The 21,653-nt window shown below is 45.3% G+C and carries 22 protein-coding genes, 4 tRNA genes and 1 other RNA gene; 4 read left to right on the forward strand and 23 right to left on the reverse strand.

Annotation, left to right across the window (positions count from 1 at the left end; genetic code table 11):
* Positions 1 to 28 precede the first annotated feature (28 nt).
* From Q7P41_RS10840 to raiA, 10 genes are all read right to left on the reverse strand, one after another.
* Positions 29 to 1,456 carry an RtcB family protein gene (locus tag Q7P41_RS10840; protein ID WP_303884194.1) on the reverse strand — a complete coding sequence of 476 codons (1,428 nt, stop codon included), beginning with the start codon at positions 1,454 to 1,456 and terminating at the stop codon, positions 29 to 31.
* Between the two features lie 18 nt (positions 1,457 to 1,474).
* The gene (locus Q7P41_RS10845) at positions 1,475 to 1,888 is read right to left on the reverse strand and encodes an archease (protein ID WP_303884195.1); all 414 of its coding nucleotides are present in this window, start codon (positions 1,886 to 1,888) and stop codon (positions 1,475 to 1,477) included.
* On the reverse strand, positions 1,889 to 2,668 hold the full coding sequence (gene surE, locus Q7P41_RS10850) for a 5'/3'-nucleotidase SurE (RefSeq protein WP_303884197.1): 780 nt from the start codon (positions 2,666 to 2,668) through the stop codon (positions 1,889 to 1,891). It lies immediately after the preceding gene.
* Positions 2,669 to 2,701: 33 nt separating this feature from the next.
* Positions 2,702 to 3,304 (reverse strand): site-2 protease family protein, encoded by a 603-nt coding sequence (locus Q7P41_RS10855; RefSeq protein ID WP_303884262.1) that lies wholly within the window; start codon positions 3,302 to 3,304, stop codon positions 2,702 to 2,704.
* 7 nt (positions 3,305 to 3,311) lie between these two features.
* Positions 3,312 to 5,942: a CBS domain-containing protein gene (locus Q7P41_RS10860; protein WP_303884199.1), complete on the reverse strand. Its 2,631-nt coding sequence runs from the start codon at positions 5,940 to 5,942 to the stop codon at positions 3,312 to 3,314.
* A complete protein-coding gene (gene coaE, locus Q7P41_RS10865; RefSeq protein ID WP_303884201.1) occupies positions 5,939 to 6,829 on the reverse strand; it encodes a dephospho-CoA kinase in 891 nt (296 codons plus the stop codon). The genes Q7P41_RS10860 and coaE overlap by 4 nt, the downstream gene beginning before the upstream one ends.
* Positions 6,789 to 8,774: an ATP-dependent helicase gene (locus Q7P41_RS10870; protein WP_303884203.1), complete on the reverse strand. Its 1,986-nt coding sequence runs from the start codon at positions 8,772 to 8,774 to the stop codon at positions 6,789 to 6,791. Before Q7P41_RS10870 ends, coaE begins: the two co-directional genes overlap by 41 nt.
* Position 8,775: 1 nt before the next feature.
* Positions 8,776 to 9,435: a hydrogenase nickel incorporation protein HypB gene (hypB, locus tag Q7P41_RS10875; protein WP_303884204.1), complete on the reverse strand. Its 660-nt coding sequence runs from the start codon at positions 9,433 to 9,435 to the stop codon at positions 8,776 to 8,778.
* A complete protein-coding gene (hypA, locus tag Q7P41_RS10880) occupies positions 9,413 to 9,781 on the reverse strand; it encodes a hydrogenase maturation nickel metallochaperone HypA (protein WP_303884206.1) in 369 nt (122 codons plus the stop codon). The genes hypB and hypA overlap by 23 nt, the downstream gene beginning before the upstream one ends.
* Before the next feature lie 97 nt (positions 9,782 to 9,878).
* Positions 9,879 to 10,412, reverse strand: coding sequence for a ribosome hibernation-promoting factor, HPF/YfiA family (gene raiA / locus Q7P41_RS10885; protein WP_303884208.1), 534 nt, complete (start codon positions 10,410 to 10,412; stop codon positions 9,879 to 9,881).
* A 264-nt stretch (positions 10,413 to 10,676) separates the two neighbouring features.
* On the opposite strand from raiA, the gene Q7P41_RS10890 reads away from it, so the two are divergent.
* Positions 10,677 to 11,870, forward strand: coding sequence for a pyridoxal phosphate-dependent aminotransferase (locus tag Q7P41_RS10890; RefSeq protein WP_303884210.1), 1,194 nt, complete (start codon positions 10,677 to 10,679; stop codon positions 11,868 to 11,870).
* A gap of 126 nt (positions 11,871 to 11,996) precedes the next feature.
* Here Q7P41_RS10890 and arcC read toward each other — a convergent pair whose 3' ends face one another.
* The 5 genes from arcC to rpsB all read right to left on the reverse strand — a co-directional run bounded on the left by arcC (position 11,997) and on the right by rpsB (position 15,858).
* Complete coding sequence (gene arcC, locus Q7P41_RS10895) at positions 11,997 to 12,965, reverse strand: carbamate kinase (RefSeq protein ID WP_303884212.1); 969 nt, start codon at positions 12,963 to 12,965, stop codon at positions 11,997 to 11,999.
* Positions 12,966 to 13,026: 61 nt separating this feature from the next.
* The gene (gene frr / locus Q7P41_RS10900) at positions 13,027 to 13,590 is read right to left on the reverse strand and encodes a ribosome recycling factor (protein WP_303884214.1); all 564 of its coding nucleotides are present in this window, start codon (positions 13,588 to 13,590) and stop codon (positions 13,027 to 13,029) included.
* Complete coding sequence (pyrH, locus tag Q7P41_RS10905) at positions 13,577 to 14,332, reverse strand: UMP kinase (RefSeq protein WP_303884216.1); 756 nt, start codon at positions 14,330 to 14,332, stop codon at positions 13,577 to 13,579. Before pyrH ends, frr begins: the two co-directional genes overlap by 14 nt.
* An 80-nt stretch (positions 14,333 to 14,412) precedes the next feature.
* Positions 14,413 to 15,006, reverse strand: coding sequence for a translation elongation factor Ts (tsf, locus tag Q7P41_RS10910; RefSeq protein WP_303884218.1), 594 nt, complete (start codon positions 15,004 to 15,006; stop codon positions 14,413 to 14,415).
* Between the two features lie 3 nt (positions 15,007 to 15,009).
* Entirely contained in the window at positions 15,010 to 15,858 is an 849-nt protein-coding gene (gene rpsB, locus Q7P41_RS10915; protein WP_303884227.1) for a 30S ribosomal protein S2, read from the reverse strand.
* 210 nt (positions 15,859 to 16,068) lie between these two features.
* On the opposite strand from rpsB, the gene Q7P41_RS10920 reads away from it, so the two are divergent.
* Complete coding sequence (locus tag Q7P41_RS10920; protein WP_303884228.1) at positions 16,069 to 16,410, forward strand: metal-sensitive transcriptional regulator; 342 nt, start codon at positions 16,069 to 16,071, stop codon at positions 16,408 to 16,410.
* Between the two features lie 24 nt (positions 16,411 to 16,434).
* Here the strand turns inward: Q7P41_RS10920 and ffs are convergent.
* The 5 genes from ffs to Q7P41_RS10945 all read right to left on the reverse strand — a co-directional run bounded on the left by ffs (position 16,435) and on the right by Q7P41_RS10945 (position 18,098).
* Positions 16,435 to 16,534: signal recognition particle sRNA small type (gene ffs, locus Q7P41_RS10925), an RNA gene on the reverse strand.
* Between the two features lie 34 nt (positions 16,535 to 16,568).
* A tRNA-Ser gene (locus Q7P41_RS10930) sits at positions 16,569 to 16,661 on the reverse strand.
* Between the two features lie 65 nt (positions 16,662 to 16,726).
* Positions 16,727 to 16,819 (reverse strand) — tRNA-Ser (locus tag Q7P41_RS10935).
* On the reverse strand, positions 16,773 to 17,282 hold the full coding sequence (locus Q7P41_RS10940) for a nucleoside deaminase (protein ID WP_369693158.1): 510 nt from the start codon (positions 17,280 to 17,282) through the stop codon (positions 16,773 to 16,775). Before Q7P41_RS10940 ends, Q7P41_RS10935 begins: the two co-directional genes overlap by 47 nt.
* 165 nt (positions 17,283 to 17,447) lie before the next feature.
* Complete coding sequence (locus tag Q7P41_RS10945; RefSeq protein ID WP_303884230.1) at positions 17,448 to 18,098, reverse strand: LexA family transcriptional regulator; 651 nt, start codon at positions 18,096 to 18,098, stop codon at positions 17,448 to 17,450.
* A gap of 146 nt (positions 18,099 to 18,244) precedes the next feature.
* Here Q7P41_RS10945 and Q7P41_RS10950 point away from each other — a divergent pair, with 146 nt between their 5' ends.
* Together Q7P41_RS10950 and Q7P41_RS10955 are read left to right on the forward strand one after the other, a co-directional pair.
* Positions 18,245 to 19,504, forward strand: coding sequence for a Y-family DNA polymerase (locus tag Q7P41_RS10950; protein WP_303884231.1), 1,260 nt, complete (start codon positions 18,245 to 18,247; stop codon positions 19,502 to 19,504).
* 15 nt (positions 19,505 to 19,519) lie between these two features.
* Positions 19,520 to 19,912, forward strand: coding sequence for a S24 family peptidase (locus Q7P41_RS10955; protein ID WP_303884233.1), 393 nt, complete (start codon positions 19,520 to 19,522; stop codon positions 19,910 to 19,912).
* A 196-nt stretch (positions 19,913 to 20,108) separates the two neighbouring features.
* Here the strand turns inward: Q7P41_RS10955 and Q7P41_RS10960 are convergent.
* The 3 genes from Q7P41_RS10960 to Q7P41_RS10970 all read right to left on the reverse strand — a co-directional run bounded on the left by Q7P41_RS10960 (position 20,109) and on the right by Q7P41_RS10970 (position 21,583).
* Positions 20,109 to 20,185, reverse strand: a tRNA-Arg gene (locus Q7P41_RS10960).
* A gap of 15 nt (positions 20,186 to 20,200) precedes the next feature.
* Positions 20,201 to 20,294: transfer RNA gene (locus tag Q7P41_RS10965), tRNA-Ser, on the reverse strand.
* 125 nt (positions 20,295 to 20,419) lie between these two features.
* Complete coding sequence (locus Q7P41_RS10970) at positions 20,420 to 21,583, reverse strand: SurA N-terminal domain-containing protein (protein ID WP_303884235.1); 1,164 nt, start codon at positions 21,581 to 21,583, stop codon at positions 20,420 to 20,422.
* Positions 21,584 to 21,653: the final 70 nt, after the last annotated feature.

Consider the following 21,653-nt stretch of genomic DNA (forward strand, 5'->3'; position numbering starts at 1 on the left):
ATGCGATTATTCAATGATTTTACGCACTTTAACCTTTGATGACCGCTAGAGGACGTACTCGGGCAATTTTTCTGCTTATTCCCGCTTTTTCAACGACATCTACAACGCGCGATACGTCCTTATAAGCCTCTGGAATTTCTTCTCTTACAGTCCTTATTTGTTCGGCCATAACTTTTATGCCCTTTTCTTCAAGCCTTTTTAAAACAGTATCCGCTTGTTCGTCTTTCATGGCGGACCTTCTGCTCATCACCCTTCCTGCGCCATGGCATGTTGAAGCAAAACACTCTTCCATTCCCCTCTTTGTTCCAACCAGGATATAGCTTTCCGTGCCCATGCTGCCCGGTATTATCACCGGTTGTCCAACTTGACGAAACTTTTCAGGTAAAGACGGATGTCCAGGAGGGAATGCTCTGGTTGCGCCCTTTCTGTGAACACACACGTCCATGAGCTTGCCGTCAACTTCATGTTTTTCGATATGGGCTATATTATGACTAACGTCGTAAAGAAGCTTCAAGTCAGTTTTTGGGAAAAACCTGCTAAATACATCCCTTACAAGTTGGCCTATTACCTCTCTATTGGCCAAGCCATAATTTGCTGCAGCCTGCATGGCACCTAAGTAGCTTTTCGCCTCTTCTGATTTTAAAGGTGCACAGCATAATTGTCGATCGGGAACGCTTATGCCGTACTTGTTCATTGCCCTAAGCATGACCTTTATGTAATCATCGCATACCTGGTGTCCCAGCCCTCGGCTGCCACAGTGAATCATCACCGTGACTTGTCCCAAATTTAAGCCGAGTTGCCTTGCTACATTTTCATCATAAACTTCATCTATAACCTGGATCTCAAGGAAGTGGTTACCGCTACCCAAAGTACCTAGTTGAGGCTTGCCTCTTTCCAGTGCCTTCCTTGAGACGGCACTTGGATCAGCGTGAGGAAGCTTGCCTCCATCTTCTATGCATTCAAGGTCCTCCCGTTCGCCGTATCCTTTTTTAACGGCCCATGCAGCCCCATGCTTTAGCACTTCTAACAGCTCGGCCTCGCTTATTTTCAAGGCTCCCTTGGAACCTACGCCGCATGGCACCTTGGAAAATATCGCAGCCGCTAACTCGTCTATGCGGGATGCCACTTCATCCTCATCTAAAAAAGTCAACATCACCCTAACGCCGCAGGATATGTCGTAACCAACCCCTCCAGGGGAAATAATTCCCTCTTCCATAGAGAAGGCTGCAACTCCACCTATAGGAAACCCGTATCCCCAGTGAATGTCTGGCATAGCGTAGCTGTGCTTTAAAATTCCGGGCAAGCATGCCACGTTTGCAACTTGTTCCAAGGCTCCCTCCTCTTCCAAACCCTGAATTATGTAGGAGTCTCCGTATATGAGCCCTGTGACTCTCATCCCGGCCTTGAAATCCTTTTCCAACATCCACCTGACGTGATCCAATCTCTTTAACGCCATAGTGGAAACACCTCCTTCTTACAGGTCGAGATACACTCTAAATTTCCATATTGGTTCACTCTTGATCTCCGCACCTCCGTAAGTCACGGCCTTAACTGCCCTTACGGGGCGAGGCGCATCTTGCAGTGTTCCCCTCGCAAGAAGCTTAACACCCTGCAAGTCAATTTCTACATTCTCGGGCAAAAATATCTTCCCTTTAACCTCATATATAAAAAGAAGTTCATTCAGCCAAGACACGAAAAGCTCGAGTAGATCGATGCAATCAAGTTCTACAACGTATTCTTCGCCAGACTGTGACTTTGAAGTTTCCAAAAATTCGCCGAATATAAAAGAATACAGCGCCTTGGCCGATTCCGTTATCAGACTCTCGGCGTCTGAAGCTTTTATTTCTAAGCCGGCATCCGCAGTATGAGGCAACTCCACCCACGGCATTTATAACATCACTTCCTCCAGTCCTTCATTCTTCAACTTTTGCAGAGAAGGGTAATGAGTCATGTCCAAATGCACCGGCGTAATCGAAACATAGCCATTTGCCACTGCCCAAACGTCGGTACCCTCAATGAGTTGATCTGCCGGTTTGCCTGCTATCCAATAATAGACTCTGCCATGCGGGTCTCGTAATTTACTGACCTTTCCCTCGTATATTCTAAGGCCTTTTTTAGTGACCTTAAGCCCAGAAATGGCTTTTGCATCTTTATTCGGTATATTGACGTTTAAAAGCAACCCTTTACCCAAGGGATGACTTTGAAGCCACTGGATTAATTTCAGCGAAACCATACCAGCGGTACTGAAATTAGCGCTTTCTTCGTCTTCACAGTCCAGAGAAAAGGCTATAGAAGGGCGTCCGAGCACTACCCCTTCCATAGCAGCTGCAACAGTCCCGGAATATGTTAGATCATCGCCCAAATTTGGACCAATGTTTATTCCCGAACATACAAGTTCTACGGAAGGATCTAACTCTTCGAGTCCGAGCACTACGCTGTCAGCAGGCGTCCCATTGCAAGCGTAAACAACAATTCCTGACGGATAGGGACCATTGCTCACTTGCCACAATCTCAAGGGACGATGCAAGGTTAGGGCGTGCCCTCCGCTGCTATGCTGTCTCTCGGGAGCTACGACGATGACCTCATGCCCTCCACTTTGCAAAAAGGTGGCTAAAACTATTATCCCACGGGAGAGAACACCATCATCATTGGTGACTAATATTCTCATATTAAACCTCTTATAAAAATAAGTTTCAATTTATTATAACATGATCCGAAATATAGCCATGATCACGGGCGTCATAATCGCTTGAATAACGCCCAGCATAACTAAAACCAGTATTATCAAAACGCCGTACCGTTCAAGATAAAGATAAACCTTCATTGCCTTAGGGGGCAAAAAGACGTAAAGGATCCTTGAGCCATCAAGGGGTGGTATGGGAAGCAAATTAAATACCGCTAGCCCTACGTTGATCATGATCATGAGTAATATAAATCTTGAAAGGGCAAAATTCCTAAAAAATATGGCGGGAAACAACCTGACGATCAAGGCACAAACGATAGCCGTGATTAAGTTGCCAGCAGCACCGGCAAGCGAGACAAGGGCAAGATCTCTTCTTGGGTTTTTAAAGTTCCTAGTGCTGATGGGCACGGGCTTTGCCCAACCAAATCGAAATATGAGAAGCATGAGCGCTCCGATGGGGTCTAAGTGCGCTAAAGGGTTCAAAGTGAGACGCCCCGATTTCAAGGGGGTATCATCGCCCAATTTATAGGCCACATAACCGTGGCAATATTCGTGAAAAGTGATGGCCCACAATACGGCCGGCAAGCTCAACAGAAGATCTACCCAGTTTGGAAATCCCATCATATCTTTACCCTTTCTTTAAAGCATACAACGGATAGCGCTTTTTCACCCATTTGATTTCGTCCTCCCTAGTTTCAACTTCCCCTCTAAGTCGAGCCCGTAAAAGCTCGTCTAGTATCTTTCCAATTATGGGACCTCTGGGATAGCCTAACTCTACCAAATCTCTTCCCATAAGTATAGGATGTACTCTGTGAAGCCGCGTCAGAAACAGCAAAATTCTCCTCCTAACGCGCCATTGTTCCGTAGCTGCAGCCCAGAAAAGTGCAGTCACATAAGGTACATCTGCCAAGAAAAGATAAATCTCATCGTGGCTTCTCATGCCCCGTCCTCCAATGGCGTTTTCTGCGGTTCCAAGATCATCTAAAGCCTTTTCTATAATCTCTCTGTCCAATTTGGACAAATGAAGTTTATCAAGCGTCGCGTTTTGCACCCATTCTACCGATGAAAAAATTATCGCCGCCAGAAAGGCCAACCAAACCTTTTCTTCCATATGGGGCAAATCGTAGCGAAGGCGGCGCATAAAGAAAGACAATCTGCGGACAATTCGAAGGCAATTGCGATCTATCTTAATCCCAGGGAACAAAGCTTCAAAGATCCCAAGACGTACCATTTCAAGCACGATTGGATAAACTTTCTCCTCAAGAAAGATCAGTTTGAGCTCATTTTTAACTCTGGTACCAGAAAGTAGCCCTAGCAATCCACCTTTGACAGCACTCATTATTAACCTGTAGGTGTTATCCTCGAATTCAAAACCAAGCCTGTGTTTTAACCTAAGACCTCTCAAAACTCGAGTGGGATCTTCAACGAAACTTAAATTATGCAAAACGCGCAACTGTCTTTCTTGAAGGTCTCGCCGTCCACCAAAATAATCGATCAATGTGCCCCATGAAGTTTCGTTAATAGATATGGCCATGGAATTGACCGTAAAATCCCTCCTGTAAAGATCATGTTTCAGGCTATCGCCTACAACCTTGGGCAGTGCAACGGGATATTCGTAAAATTCTCTGCGAGCTGTGGCGACATCAACTTTCTTATTCCCAGGAAAAACTATTGTTCCTGTCCTATAGCGCTCATGCACAGCGACCGTGCAGCCATCGGTTTCCCACGATTTGATAAAAGAGATCGCGTCGCCCTCAATTACGATGTCCAGGTCTTGGTTTTCCTTGCCCAATAATAAGTCCCTCACAAAACCACCCACAACGTAGGCCTTAAGTGACATTTCTTCTGCGCGCTTGCCCAAGCGCCTGAGAGTTTGAGTAATCCACGGCGATAGCCTTTGCGCCATGAGCTCTGAAACATCTTCCGTCCAAGGAAGAACGGACCCCAGAGACCTTTCCTCAGGAGGCACAGAAATGGGATAAAGTGCCCGAAGTAAGTCAGTCCTGGTTATAATGCCCACAAGCAAGCCGTTTTCTTTAACGGGCAGGCGACCTATGTTGTGAAATACCATCAGCCTATGGGCCTCTGAAACAGACGCTTCAGGATGGACGGTGATGACTCCTTCGGTCATAAATTCCCGCACTTTGGCACTGCCAAAGCCATGAAGATGTGCCTTATCCAGGTCTTTACGGGTTATGATGCCTATGAGATTGCCATCTTGAACAATGGGCAATCCCGAATGACCGTAGCGAATCATGAGCTTATAAGCCTCATCCACCTGAAGATCAGGATCTATGGCCATTACGGGGCTTGTCATAACGCTGGCCACCGTCAAAAGGGGCTTGATATCTCGGGCTAACTTATCTTCGACTTCCTTTATTAAAATATAAGGATTGGTACGTTCAAGTGTCACTGATGCGGCCTGAGGATGTCCTCCCCCTCCCCACTGCGCCAAAAAGTCGGACACATTTAAGATTTCCTCTTTGCTTCTTGCAACTATATAGGTTCTTTGCCCCATGGAAACGACGCATACAGCAACATCTGCGTCAAAGTAGTCGCGCAAGCGATGCGCAAATAAAGATAGACCTTCGACGTATCGGGTCGCGTTCAAGGCAGACAGGACAACTTTGGCCCCATTTATGTACCTTTCCCATGAATTGTCTATGAGTTCGTTTAATAACTGTTTCTCGGCCGACGTGAGGGATTGCTCAACGAAAATGGGAATTTGGGTCATATCGGCTCCTAATTCCCTTAATGTGGCGATAATTTCGTAATCTTTCCTGCAAGTACTTCCAAAGGTCAAAGCTCCCGAATCTTCATATATACCCATGGCAAAAAGAGTAGCCTCGTGAGGGGAGATTGCTATCCCTCTTTCCAGAATGACCTCCACGAGCAAAGTCGTACACGCCCCTAGGACTTCCACCCTGCTATAAGAAGCTGGCAACTCATCTAATACGTCGCCGGGATGGTGATCGTATACATGAATCGTCACGTCTTTTTTTCCAACAAGTGCCGCGAAGGGTCCTATGCGCGACGCAGAACGGGTATCTACGACTATCAAGGTCGTAACCTCGTCCATCTTTACCTTGCGGGGGGTTAGAACTTTATATCTGCTCTGATAGCGTTTTAAGTAGTCCCTGACGTTTCTCGATGCCGAGCCCGAAAAGCAGGGAACCGCTCCCGGATATAACTTTGCAGCAGCTATCATGCTCGCGAGCGAATCAAAATCCGCTCCGATGTGAGTAGTGATTACCTTCAAATACCCAAAACCCCCTTAAGCCACAGCAAAGCTTTGGGGTTCACCCATTTCAAGGGATGAACCAGAATAACAGGTGTGTCATAGCTGTGCTTTTCCAAGATAGTTTTTCTTAAGGGATATAATCTGCATTGAAGAGATTTAAGACTGACCTCCCATTCCTCTTCATCTTCAACATTTTCTTGCCATAGATAGATGCTTCTTGCGGGATGGATGTTGGCACACGCGGCTAGCTTTTTTTCAATGCATTCTCTTGCAATATTAACGGCTTCTTCTTCTCCTCCACAGGTTACTGAAACCATTATTGGATAGGCAAGCTTTAAAAGAAGATCTCCCAAGGCATCTACCTTTTCCCTCAAAGATTGCAGGTCACCGTCGTTTTCTATAACCCAATCTGACATTTTCTTTTTTTCCTCGGCCGGCAAAAGCCACCTTTCCCTCAAGGCTATGGCCTTTTCGTCTAAACCTCTTATAAGGTTTCTTTTTGATCTTACTTCTTTAGAAGCGGTCACGTAAACCACAAAGTCTACCCACTCAGGTTTGCCAGCCTCAAAAAGTAAAGGTATCTCAAAAACTTTTAGGCCATTATCGCCCGATAACGCCTTTTCCATCTCCACCATGACCGAAGGATGAATCAGTTCGCACAACCATTTATACTCCGTCTCGTCATAAAAAGCCTTAGAGGCCACGACATGTGGTAGTATGCGATCATTTTCATCCAATATATCCTTCCCCCAGCGTTTGCTTGCCGCCTCTATTATTTCGGGCCTTGTCCATATTTGCCTTACTATCTTGTCAGCATCTACAACAACGGCTCCCATCCTTTCAAGCAAGCTACTGACGGTGCTTTTACCTGCTCCAATATCTCCAGTTAGCCCTATGACCAACATCAGTCAACACCTCTTCATCTAAAGCCATATCGTAAACTCTCTTATAGCACTCGGGGATTTCCTCTAAAAACCTCGAAAAGGCATTATACTGCAAGTTGCCAAACAGCATTCTTCTTTGAGCGCCTGTTAAATACAACCTTTCCATGGCACGAGTCATCCCCACATAACATAATCTTCTTTCTTCTTCCAGCTCCGAGTCATCCATTTTTGCCCTCGCGTGAGGGAAAATGTTTTCTTCCAACCCGACCAGAAAAACGATGGGGAACTCAAGTCCCTTAGCTGCGTGAAGTGTAAGCAGGTTTACCCTGCTATCCTCGATTTCTTCTACGTCCGCATCAGAATAAAGAGCGATCATCGATAAAAACTTGGCCAAATCGCCACCTTCCACGCTTACCGAAAGAAGCTCGTGCACGTTTTCGACCCTGGACTCCCAGTCGTCGGGATATTTCTCCCTCAGATATAAACCATATCCCATTTCGTCCATTATGAAATATATGACTTCTTTAATTTCGCTTGAGCGCAACAATATTTGAACCATATAATCTGCTATCTCTTTGGCACCTGCTTTTGCTCTGCCCTTGAGCGGCAAATCTTTGGCTAAAGAAAGTTCCTTCCATAGATCTAAGGGATTCGCATATTGCAAGGACGTGCTCGCGATGAAATTTTCCAGCGCCGCCAAACTCTTTATACCAAGACCCCTGGCAGGCACGTTTCCTATCCTATGCAATGCGGCACCATCGGCCGGATTAACTGCCAGCCTCATGTAAGATAAGACGTCTTTTACTTCCCTTCTTTCATAGAAGGAAACGCCTCTTACGATCCTGTAGGGAATGCCACTACTTATGAGGTTCTGTTCGTAGCTTCGGCTCATGGCATTGATTCTATAAAGTACAGCTATATCATCGTAAGAGTATCCGGAATGACAAAGTCTTCTGATTTCGTCAGCTATAAATTGCGCTTCGAGGCGGTCGCTTCCTGCCAAATATACCATGACAGGGGTGCCTCTTTGATTTGCAGTCCACAGATCTTTAGGTCTTCTTTCAGCATTATGCTTGATCACTGCGTTTGCAGCATCAAGGATCATGCCAGTGGACCTATAATTTTGATCAAGGGTGATCACCTTAGCTCCGGGAAAATCGTGCTCGAAGTTCATTATTATGGACATATTAGCCCCACGCCATCCGTAAATGGACTGATCGGGATCGCCTACAACCATAATGTTGCCAGATTTGGCCAGCATCTTGATAAGCTTATACTGAGGCGGATTTACGTCTTGATATTCGTCAACGAGTACCCACTTGAAACGTGCTCGCTCCTTTGCAAGCACTCTTTCATTCACGCTGAACAAGTGTAGGGGCAAAAGAAGCAAATCATCGAAGTCAACTGCCCCCTGCCTTCGAAGTTCCTCGTTGTAGGCATCGTAAAATTCTCGCCACCTTGTCTCAAGCGTAACATCCGATAAAAGCGATTTCGGATCGGCATTTGCCTTAGCCCTTGAGATCATATCCAGGATAAATATCGCGTCAAACCGCTTTTTGTCAATATTGAAATCCCTCATTAGCTTTTCCACTACCTTTTTAGAATCGCCTTTATCGAAAACGGTAAAAGGAACCTTTATCCCAACATCTTGGGTCTCCTTCGAATAGCGATAAAGAAGTTCCACGCCATAGGAATGAAAAGTCGAAATATGTAAATTTTTAAAACTTGATCCCAAAAGGCTTTGAACCCTGTCTTTCATCTCTTTGGCAGCCTTATTGGTAAAGGTAACCGCTAAAATCTGCCATGGCGAGGCAAGGCCGGAGGCAACCAGGTAGGCGAACTTGTAGGTCAACACCCTCGTCTTCCCGCTTCCGGCACCAGCTAAAACCAAAAGAGGGCCCTTATCATATAAAACTGCTTCCCTTTGTTTTGGGTTCAAATGAGAAAGAAGCTCTTCAACTTGCAACTTAATTTCCCCTTACCTCGTTTAACCAATCCTTTATGGAATTAACTAATTCATCCACACCTTTGTCTTCCAGCGCTGCGAGTTCAAACCTCGACGCCTTCGGATTTAGCTTTTTTACGTCATTCCAGAAAGTTGATTTATCAAACTTTATGAAGGGCAGTAGGTCCACCTTTGTGAGCAGCACGGCCCTCGCCTTGTGAAATAATGAGGGATATTTGAGAGGTTTATCGTCACCTTCTGGAACGCTTGAAATGGCCATTTTAAAGGATTCACCCAGGTCAAACTCCGCTGGGCATACCAAATTTCCGACGTTTTCGACGAAAAGGACATCTATATCATCAATCGGTATGTCCTGCAAGGCTTTCCTCACTAAATGGGCCTCCAGGTGACATCCTCCTTGGGTATTTATCTGAACTACCGGCGTTCCTGTAGCGGCAATGCGTTCAGCATCCTTAGATGTTGCAACGTCCCCCTCTATAACTGCGCATCTCAAATCCAATGCTGGCAATAACTTCTCCAGCACTGTAGTCTTGCCCGATCCGGGAGAACCTATCATGTTTATCATCAATATTCCCTTTTCACGCATTATGTTCCTAATAAAAGAAGCGTGTTCTTCGTCCGCCGCCATCACGGACTTTTTAATGTTCACGAGCTTTGGCATGTTTTACTTCCACCTCCAAGTTAGTCAACTCAAGTTCCATTCCACCTAAGACGTTTACATCGATAGAACCACACTCAGGACACAAACCTAAAAACTCCTTGTCATTCCATATATGGCCACAACCTTCACACTTAACGCGCAAAGGAACTTCTTCCATCTCAAGTATTGCACCTTCCATTATGGTGCCCTTTGAAGCTACGTTAAAGCAGAACACAAGTATATCAGGCACAATTTGACGCATAGCTCCTACCTTTAGTCGCACACGAGTAACAGCTTCCCAATTTTGTTCTTGAGCCATTTTAGTTATTTGTTCCATCAACGCCTCTACAATAGACATTTCATGCATATCACTGCACCTGCCAGTTCGATTTTATACCAAAATTAAGGGGGCTGATCGCCCCCTTAGGTGAATTTTAAATTGTCGGCTCTAAAGTCCACATTTACTATTCGGGTTCGATCAAACCATAGCCTCCACTTTTTCTTCTGTAAACCACGTTTATCAATCCCGTGTCGGCATTTCTGAAGACGAAGAAGTCATGACCAAGCAGGTTCATCTGCAATGTTGCCTCTTCTGGTGTCATAGCCTTAATGGGTACTCGTTTTCTTCTTTCAAAAAATATAGCTTCCTCCTCTACGGGACGAGTATCAGCAGGTTCTAATCCGAAGGAAATATCGTGAGTTTTTAGTTGAACTCTGTCTTGGAGATAGGATTTGTGACGCTTGATTTGCCTCTCGATATTTTTTAACGCTTTGTCAAAGGCTTTGCGGATATCGGGAGCATAATCCTCACCCCTCATTATGACACCATTGACATCTGAAGTTATCTCAACTACATGCATTCCGCGGGTATAACTGACAACAACTTGGGTGTCCAAAATACGATCAAAGAATTTCTCAAGCTTGGATAGTTTCGACTCCATATAGGCCTTAGATGTGTCCGAAATATTAACATTGCGCGTGACAAACCTTATATCCATCAATATCGCCTCCAGTCATTTCCGGTGCAATGGTAAGCTTATTTTACCACGTATGATCGTTTTCCTCGAGCGGATAGGGCCTAAATTCACATTTAACCGGTTACAAGCAACTTGCCTTAGATTAAACAATATCCTTTATTTTAACCAGATAATATCATAATAGGCGATTTTTTACTTAATCGGGCTTTTTAACAAAATAGCTCAAGATGAGTAAATGCTTTATAATACATAATAATAGCATGCAATTTCAGGAGGGATGTTTCGATGAAGTTTTCGACAAGGGCAAAAAACATGGAGCCATCCGCGACTTTGGCCATCAGCGGAAAAGCCAAGGCCATGAAGCGCGAAGGAAAACCAGTAATATCCTTTGGTGCGGGCGAACCGGATTTCACCTCTCCAAAGGCTGCGCTTGACGCAGCAAAAGAAGCTATAGATAAGGGAGAAACTCACTATACACCCGCAACCGGAATACCGGAACTGAAAGAAGAAGTGGCCAAGTACTACGAAAGGCGCTTTGGCCTTAAATATAACCCAAGCAAGGAAGTGATCATTGGTTCCGGCGCAAAACCCCTCATTTTTGAGTCGCTTGGATGTTTTGTGGATCCTGGCGATGAAGTTTTGATATTTGCTCCGGCGTGGGTGAGCTACGTCGAACAGATTAAGCTATGTGGCGGAAAACCCGTAATTATTGATACCACCCAATCGAATTTTTTGCCCTCTCCTTCAAGTATTGAGGCTTCGCTGACCCCCAACACACGAGGCATGATAATCAACACGCCTTCTAATCCGGTAGGCGTCGTGTATCCCGAAGAAACTTTACAAGCTATAGCTGACTTAGTCGTCAAACACGACTTGTGGATCATTTACGACGAAATATACGAAAGGCTGGTCTACGACGAACTAGAACACATAAACATCGTTTCGCTGGATTCCAGATTGCGCGATCGCACAATATTAATCAATGGAGCCAGTAAAGCTTACGCAATGACCGGTTGGAGAATTGGTTATGCACTTGGCCCACAGGAGGCCATGTCAAAGATCGGCGACTTTCAGGGCCATCTTACTTCGAATCCTTGTTCCATCGCCCAATGGGCCGCGCTTGGAGCCCTAAGAGGAGCCGAGGAAGACGTAAAGAAGATGCACAAGGCATTCGATGAAAGGCGAAAAAAGATGGTCTCCTTGCTCCGTGAAATACCTAACATAACACTTGTGGAACCGAAAGGGGCCTTTTACGTGTTTGTAGATATCAGAAACTGCTTAGGAAAGACGTACGAAGGTAAAACTATTGACGATGACGTCAAATTTTGCGAGATGGCCCTGGAGAGTAAATATATAGCCATAGTTCCAGGTAGCGCCTTCCTGGTTCCTGGGTTCGTAAGGTTCTCTTACGCCAATTCAATGGAAGAAATAGAAGAGGGAATAAGGCGCTTCAAGGAGATGGTAGCGACTATAAGATAACGCAAGTAAAGACTTACTTGACGCAAAAAACCGCGAGGCATTAGGTTTGTCGCCGTTAAAAACAACCTCCTCGCGGTTTTTAATTTTAAACTTCTTATCATTACAATACAATTTATTACAAATTTATTACAATATGGAACTTTTTTCTTTAACAGAAACTATCTGAGTCCCCGTCTCGCCTTTTAAAGCTTCCAAAGCGGAGTCCAACTTAGCGATTATTGCTCTTTTGCCTCCATTTTCTATGAACCTAATGACAGCTTTGACTTTGGGTTCCATGCTCCCGGTTTTAAAGTGACCTTCAGCCTCGTAAGCTCTTAGTTCTTCGGGAGTCACTACGTCGAGCCATTTTTCGTTGGGTTTTTTGAAATTGATGGCAACTTTGGGAACATCCGTTAGAATCATGAATATATCGGCTCCAACTTCTTGGGCCAACCTTTCACCTGCAAGGTCTTTATCAATTACAGCCTCTACACCTTGGTAAGTGCCATCTTTTTTCTTAATGACGGGAATCCCGCCTCCGCCACAGGCTATGACTAAAAACCTCTCGTCAAATAAGTGCCTGATCCCTTCTATTTCGACGATATGTTTCGGATCTGGCGAAGGAACAACACGGCGCCATCCCCTCCCCGAATCTTCGATCCATACTTCGCCCTTCTCGATCATCCTCTTTTCAGCTTCCTCGGCGGTATAGAAAGGCCCTACCGGCTTGGTAGGATTGACAAAGGCAGGGTCATCGGGGTCAACTTCGACCTGCGTCACGACACAACAAGGTTCCCACCCTTTTAACTTTTTACCAAGCATGCAGTTTTTTAAAGCCTGGCACAACATATAACCTATCATGCCTTGACTCTCGGCCCCACATACGTCCATAGGCATTGGCGGCACCAAGTTGCTTCCCGCTTCGTTTTGAATCAAGATCGCGCCTACTTGTGGTCCGTTGCCATGAGTGACTACCACCTCATAACCTGCTTCAAGCATCCTCACTATTTGCATAGCAGTGGACTTAACATTTTCCATCTGTTCCTCAAAGGTTCCCTCTTGTCCACTTTGAAGTATTGCGTTGCCTCCTAAGGCGACTACCACCTTTTCTGTCACTTTGAACCCTCCATTGCCAAGGGCTTTTATTTTATAAAATATTCGACGGGAGTTGGTTGTGCTAACCTTCCAAGATTTCCTTTTCTTTTTCTTCCAATATTTTGTTCACCATTTCGATATATTCATCCGTTATATCTTGCACTTCCTGTTGAAGGCGCTTAAGTTCGTCCTCGCTGATTTCCCCTTCTTTTTCCTGCCGCCTCAATTCATCTAGGACTTCGCGCCTTATGTTCCTTATAGCAATTCTGGCTTCCTCGGCAAATTTTTTCACTAATCGCGATAGCTCTACCCTTCTTTCCTTCGTCAGTTCCGGCAGTGTGATTCTAATGTTTTCCCCATCTACTTGAGGCATTACACCAAGCTGCGATGCTTGTATGGCCTTTTCAACGGCTTTTATTGCCGTCTTATCCCAAAGGGATATCAGGATTTGTCGCGGTTCAGGTATAGATATGGTCCCCATCTGTTTGATAGGCGTTGGTACTCCATAATAATCCGCCTTAATGTTTTCAACCAAAGCGGGATGGGCTCGCCCAGCACGTATGCCAACCATCTCTGACTTAAAATGCTCAACGGCTTTTTTCATCGATTCTCGCATATCCTTTAAAATTTTCCTATCCACAGCCATAACCACCACTCCCCCCTCTCGCAGAAACTAACGTGCCTATTGGTTCGCCATCTATCAATAACCTTTTAAGGTTTCCCTCTTGAAGTATATCAAAAACTATGATGGGAATTGAATTTTCCATGCAAAGCGAAAAGGCCGTAGCATCCATGATCTTAAGCTGTTTGCTTAATGCCTCCAGGTACGTCACAAATGACAGTTTTTTTGCATCTTCATACTTCATCGGATCTTTGTCGTAAATGCCTTCTACTTTTGTGGCTTTAAGCAAACAATCCGCTCCAACCTCTGCTGCACGAAGCGAAGCTGCCGTATCAGTTGAAAAGTAAGGAGATCCCGTTCCAGCCGCAAAAATAACCACGCGCCCTTTTTCCAAGTGTCTCAAGGCGCGCCTCCTAATAAAAGGCTCAGCAATTTCCTGCATGTTCACAGCTGTCTGAACCCTTGTGGGCAAACCCAAACGCTCCAAATTATCCTGTAAAGCCAGTGCGTTTATAACGGTTGCGAGCATGCCCATGTAATCTGCCTGTGGTCTGTCCATCCCAACGGCCGCAGCTTGAGAGCCCCGAAAAATGTTGCCGCCTCCTACTACCATCGCTATTTGAATCCCATGCTGGGCCACCTCAACTATTTCCTTTGAGATTTTGGCAACAGCATCAAAGTCAATGCCAAACGATTTATCGCCGGCCAAAACCTCACCGGATAACTTCAGCAACACACGCTTATATTTGAGATCATCACACCCCAAAGCACGCCAACCTCCGATGTAGTGTATTTATTAAATTAAAGAGGGGTCAGGAAAGCCCCAACCCCTCAACATATTTCTAACTATTCCCCTATTGCAAACCTGGCAAATCTTCCGATAACTATGTTTTCGCCCAGTTTTGCTATCGCTTCGGTTATTAGATCCTTGATCTTTTTATCGGGATCCCTTATCCACGCCTGTTCAAGCAAGCATGTATTTTCATAGAACTTTTTAAGACGTCCTTCGGCTATCTTATCCACTATATGTTCAGGCTTGCCTTCTTCTAGGGCCTGCTTGCGATATATTTCCTTCTCTCGTTCTAAATCCTCAGCAGGTACATCCTCAGGGGATATATAGTATGGAGAGGCAGCGGCAATATGCATCGCTATCTCCTTGCCCAGCGTTTGAAATTCGTCGGTCCTGGCCACAAAATCCGTCTCGCAGTTTAGTTCAAGAAGCGTGCCAATCTTACCAGTCATGTGTATATAACTGAATACTAATCCCTCGGTTGCAGCCCTCCCGGCTTTTTTAGCGGCCTTAGCAATGCCTTTTTCCCTGAGGTAGTCTATGGCCTTTTCTACATCTTCCCCACATTCTTCTAAGGCTTTTTTGCAGTCTAGTATACCCGCACCGGTGCGTTCCCGCAGCTCTTTGACAAGCTTTGTATTCACGGCCATTCATTATTCCTCCTTCCAGCCTTTGCGCTCTTCAAGTTCATCTTCGACAAGTTCTTCTTCAAATTCACCGTAAACTTCGTGCAATTTTTCCCTTACCTCAATCTCTTCCGATGGCTCCTCATCATCAGGACCGACTGGTACCACTTCTTTTTGAGCCGCCATGCTATCGACACCCTGGCGTCCTTCGATAATAGCATCAGCCATTAATTGTGTTATCAACCTGATAGCCCTGATAGCGTCATCGTTTCCAGGTATGGGAAAATCGACCACCGTCGGATCACAGTTGGTATCAACGATAGAGATTATAGGGATGTAAAGCCTTCTGGCTTCAGCAACCGCGATGTACTCCCTGCGCGGATCTACCACGAACAAGGCGTCAGGCAAATCTCGCATATCTCTAATTCCGATCAAATACTTCTCAAGTCTTTCTTTTTCTTTGCGAAGCTTGATTGCTTCTTTCTTCGGATATTTCAGAAATTCTCCTTTTTCCTCCATCTCTTGGAGCTCAATCATGCGGCGAACTCTCTTTGAAATGGTCGAGAAGTTGGTAAGCAAACCACCCAGCCATCTTTGATTAATATAAAACTGGCCACAACGCTCCGCTTCCTCTCGAATCGTCTCTTGGGCCTGACGCTTAGTGCCAACAAAGAGGACAGAACCTCCTCCTTTGGCAACCTCCCTCAAGAAATCATATGCCCTCTCAATAGCCTTGACGGTCTTTTGTAGATCTATTATGTAAATACCGTTGCGCTCCGTAAAAATATAGGGCTTCATCTTTGGATCCCATCTTCGAGTCTGATGCCCGAAGTGGACTCCACACTCTAAAAGCTGTTTCATCGTTACTACCGACAAGCAAATCCCTCCCATGGTTTTATTCTTCCATGACCATCATCCGGCGCCGGAACCTCAAAGAGGCACCCCCGCCTCCGTCCAGCCATGTGCTTTATAAAAGCCACATGGGAGTATACCATATAACTAGATTGACCTTCAAGGTCCTTATTGTTAAAATTGTGATCAAAGGGGTATTTTTAAGAATGTATCGTAACAAAGGGGGAAACTATCATGGCAAAAAAGCTCACCGAACATCTAGAAGAGCTCCCGGCAGAACGCAAGGCAATTTTAAATAGACTTAGAAGGGCTGAGGGTCAATTAAGGGGAATTCAACGGATGATCATAGAAGATAGGCCCTGCGTAGAGGTGCTGACTCAGTTATCCGCTGCAAGAAAGGCGATGCAACAGATATGTGTGGAAATTGTAAAAAACAACCTATACAACTGCATTAAGGAAAGCACAAGTTCGGAAGACAACATCGCGCAATTAGAAAAACTCATAGGTGCCCTTATCGATCTGGTGCCCCCGGCATCGGCACAAGAAGAATGCAAGTCGGGAAGCAATACTGTTTAACCTGCTTTATAAAGCGGCCCTCCTACAGGCCCAGCTTTTCCATGGCACCCGATGTACACTGCTTACCGTTGCTCCCTTCCGGGCCTGGCGGGGTTCACAGGACATCGCCGCATGGGACTAAGCCATAAGGAGGACCGCAACTTAAAGTCCAAAAATAATGGCGGAGAGGGTGGGATTTGAACCCACGAAGCGGTTTTTTGCCGCTTACTCGCTCTCCAGGCGAGCGCCTTCGACCGCTCGGCCACCTCTCCTTTTAATGGATTTCCCCTAGCAAGTTAATCATACCAAATCAATTAAATAAAAGCTATTTCTTAAATGGCGGAGAGGGTGGGATTTGAACCCACGAGACGGCTCATCACCGCCTAGTCGATTTCGAGTCGACCGCCTTCGACCGCTCGGCCACCTCTCCCGTCATTACGCAGTAAGTAAAAAAAATCGTGCAAAATTGCTTTACATTGAGCGCCAAGTACGCCCGCTTCTACCTCACAACGCCAAGGAAGTCTTTTGTCTTCCAGGACCCTGTACAAAGACCTGCACGCACCGGCCCTCGGATCAAGAGCACCAAATACTACCCTTTTTAACCTTGCCTGCAGCGCAGCACCCGCGCACATTATGCAAGGTTCAAGGGTTACGTACAAAGTGCACTGAGAAAACTCTCCTCTAGATAATACCACAGATGCGGCTTTAATGACGTTTATTTCAGCATGCGCTGTGGGATCCTTTAAATATTCTTTGGTGTTGTGAGCTCGGGCAATTACGTCTTCGCCGCGCACAATGACGGCACCAATGGGTATTTCTCCATCATCGAAAGCCTTTCGTGCTTCCTCTAGAGCAATCTTCATAAACTTTTCATGTAAAATGCGATTTTGCATCTGTCTGGCATACCTTTTTTAAGTAGCACCTTAATAGCCGGTGCTTTAGAAAAATACCACGACCTCGCCATAACGTCAACTTCAAGGTTTAACCATCTTGTCGCCATATTTTACCACCTTGTCAATTTTACCCTAAACTAAATACTAAATTTCTTACAATAAACATCAAAATTCTTTCTTGGGCTTACCTATTATCCAGACGACTTTTCCAATTATTTTTACCAAGCCGGAGGTCAAGTCCTCCTTATTAAAAAACATGGGGCTGTAAGAGGGGTTTGCCGGCCTCAACTCTAACGAACCATCAGCTTTTGTGTATATATACTTTACCGTCCACTCATTTCCAATGGTCACCAAAGCCACATCCCCTTGCCCTACTTCCCCGTTAGGGTTGACAACGACTATGGAGTTATCCGTAATTCCGGCTCCGATCATGCTTTCGCCCGAGACTCTTACCGCAAAGGGAGGAATATCTCCCACAGGACCTAAAGCGTCGTCTGGTACATATATCATTTCTTCAACAGCCGGGTAAACCCCCGTTTGATCCATCCCCTTCCCTGCTGCTGTTACAGAAGCTTGATCTAAAAGCACAACCTCAGTCACATTCAAGGCTTTCTCGGCAAAACCTTCAAGTCCGGTTAGGTAATCTATGCCGGTTCTGAGCTCACTCGCTATTCTGACCAATAAATTAAGGCTCGGCGTTTTTTCTCCTTTTTCTATTTCACTAATATAAGATGGACTTGTTTTAACTCGCCTTGCCAGTTCCGTAACTGACATCCCCATTTCCTTTCTCAACCTCCTAATGCGTTCTCCTAACATGGCACCTTTACCTCCATCCTAAATAGTGCGCTACACGCGAAATCAATATTCGCTACAAGCGAAAATGATTCTTTAGACTCATTGATATTTTACCTATAGCGAATATATTTGTTAATAGGGATTAACGATTTATGGGGGTCATCAAAATGATAGCTCTCGTCGATTGCGACAGTTTTTATGCTTCGTGCGAAAGAATATTTAGGCCCGATTTAAAAGGAAAACCGGTGATCGTCTTATCCAATAACGACGGCTGTGTCATCGCCAGGTCGCGAGAAGCCAAGGCTTTGGGAATCCCCATGGGCGTGCCATACTTTCAAGTCAAGGAACTGGTCACAAAAAACGACGTGACCGTCTTCAGCTCAAATTACGCCCTTTACCAAGATATTTCAAACAGGGTCCTAGCGACAATACAGGACTTTTGCCCAGAGATAGAGCCCTACTCCATCGATGAAAGCTTCATGATGCTCGACTCCTTAAAATTAGCCGATGAAGACGCTTTTGCCAAAAGACTGCGTAAATCCATAAAAAGATTGGTCGGGATTCCCGTATCCATTGGTATCGGTCAGACCAAGACTTTGGCAAAAATAGCCACCAAAATAGCAAAGACAAGCAGTGAAGGTGTATACAATATCGCTTCGCAAGTGGATCCTGATTCCGTTCTTGCTGATGTGAACGTAGAAGACGTATGGGGGATAGGGTTTCGTCAGTCCAAAAAGCTTCGAGCTGTTCGTATACGCACCGCTCGCGATCTCAAATACGCGGAAGATGGGTGGATCAAGAAACACCTCTCCGTTGTCGGCTTAAGGACGGTATACGAACTTCGAGGGTTCAGGTGCTTCGGCTTTAAAGAAACTCCAGACAACAGAAAGACCATTTGCGTATCGAGGTCGCTCGGGGCTCATTTGACGAGCTACGACGAACTCTCTCAGGCCGTGGCCTTCTATGCTTCTTTGGCCTCGGAGAAACTAAGAGCACAAAGGTCGCTAGCCAACGCCGTCACGACCTACATCGCTACAAGCTTTCATACCCAAGATTTCTACTGGGGCAGCAGAAGTGTATGCCTTGTGACTCCTAAAAATGACGCTCCTTCCATCGTCAAAGCCGCCTTAGAAGGGCTTAAATTAGCTTACATTAGAGGAAAGAAATATAAAAGGGTTGGTGTTTTACTTTCTGAAATTGTTCCAAGTGAGGCGCGACAAAAGGGACTGTTCTGCGATCTACGGCGATCCATGAAATTGGATGTCTTAATGCAGACGATCGATAAAATGAACCTTGAGGCCAATAAGCCCATCATTTGGCTCGCTGCCGGCGGAAAACCGGAAAGTCAAAAATGGATAGCTAGTGCAACCATGCGTTCGCCTCGTTATACATCCTATTGGGATGAGATTCCCCTTGTAAGCACGTAATTGGAGGTGCCGGAAATGCGACGCTTCAACACTACCACGGGTTTTCCCACACCTGCAGCGGAAAAAGCTCACGCCTTAGACTTAAACGAACTGATCATACGTAACCACGCATCGACTTATTTTTTTCGTGCTTCCGGTGACTGCCCCGAGCTAGGCATCGGAAATAATGATATTTTAGTAGTAGACCGCTCGCTGAATCCCGTAGAAGGCGACGTTGCCATAGTGATAAAAGACAACACACTGCGCCTCAAGGAAATTACCTCATCAGATATTGCATCCTGGGTCAATGAAAACACAAAAACCACCTCTACTCAAGAAAAATCTGACTTGCCGCAGGAATGGCAAGAGGACTTTTTTGGCGTGGTAACGTGGATAATACGTAAAGTTAAAATAAAGAGGATCTCCTGAGCCTTCAGCGCAGTTTAAACTATCCTGGAAGGCATAAGAACCACAGCCATAAAAAACACTCCCTTTCGCCTCGCATTGATGGCAAGGGAGTGTAAAAATAGCTTTTTCATGGACAACAGATTATGCATTTTTGCCTAAATTGCAAGTTTAACGAAAAGTGTCGAGATTGCAGGTTATGCCCGTGTTTTTTAAATCATGGCGCGCCGGAGAGGACTTGAACCCCCAACCTTCGGATCCGTAGTCCGATGCTCTATCCAGTTGAGCTACCGGCGCACCTTCTAGAAACAATGGCGGTGGGAGAGGGATTCGAACCCTCGAGGGCGGTTTCAGCCACCCTACTCGCTTAGCAGGCGAGTGCCTTCAGCCACTCGGCCATCCCACCTTGCATAGTCATTCTAGAAAGTAACCGGATTTATGTCAATCCCTAACTGGCTCTTTTATGAAAATACGCTCGTAAAACCTAGAATAGCCTATTTCTTCGCTAGAAATAGTTAAAGGCCATCGACCTTACTTTGTCTCGCTGTCACTTTGGGATTGTTGGACAGACTGCGATTCTTGTGATTCTTGAGATGGCAAGTCACTTTGTTGAGCTGCCTCGTTTGTGCTAGTTTCGGACTGCTGTTCATCAACATCTTGTTGACCATCAGGTTGTTGAGGCTGTTCTTGCCGTTGTGGTGCCTCGAACACAGACGCGTCGACAATATTGACATCAGCGTTGTCTATTAATTCCTGCAAATAAGCCTGACGTTGGGCTTGCATCTTTTGCTGGTTCAACGCTAATTTGATGCTGTCTTTAACTTCTTCAAAGGGAATTTTCTCTTGTTTTTGGTGCTCTTTGACTAAATAAACTGCTATCTGATCTGTATCCAGTTGGGTGGGTTGACTCACGTCTCCCGCCTTTAATTCCCTCAAAGAAGCCATTCCCTCCTGAGCTTCTATGGTTGCCATGGACAATAATAAAGGATTATCATAGGGCGTGCTATGCAATATCTTATCGCTATAACGTTCCATTACCTCATCCCAAGGCTGTCCATCCGCTAAGGCATCCCTTGCTTCTTGCGCAATTTTGCCATCGGAAAAGATTGCATAATTGACCCAAAGACCCTCCGGTCGAACGAAATAAGTATCGCCGTTGACCTCATAAAACTCTTTAACTTCCTCTTCTGTGATAGTGTCATCAACTTTCACAACGGCCTGTAACAGCTTTTGTTGGGCAAGCTGCCTACTAAGCTCCTTTTTTAGATCTTCTTCTCGTATATTATATGCCTTTAAATAATCCTGATATGCTTCCTTTGTTGGGAATTGAGCAGCTATCCGCTCCATCGCAGCTTCTATTTCTTCATCTGCAACTTCAATCTTATTTTTCTTTACTTCCTTGTCCAGCTCCATGTCCAAAATGATTTGATCTAAAATGTGTTTCCTCAATACGTAATACTGTTCTTGCGCTAAGTTGCTAATTCCCATCTGCTCCATAAGTTGTCTGACGCCCATGTCTATCTGCGAAAGCATAATGTTAGTGCCATTAGCCTTTGCTACAACTCGGTCCTTGCCAGCAGAAGAATCGCCCTTTCTAGAGTAAAATCCATACCCGGCAAAGATCGAGATCACAAATGCAACGGCGACGATAATCATGATTCCTTTTGTCTTGGTACGAAGCGTCTTCAAAACCATTTAACCTTCCCCTTTCCTCTTGCATGATTCGTCAAAGCAAAATTCACTCTCAATGCCCTATAGTATATAC

The sequence above is a fragment of the Acetomicrobium mobile genome (assembly GCF_937920065.1).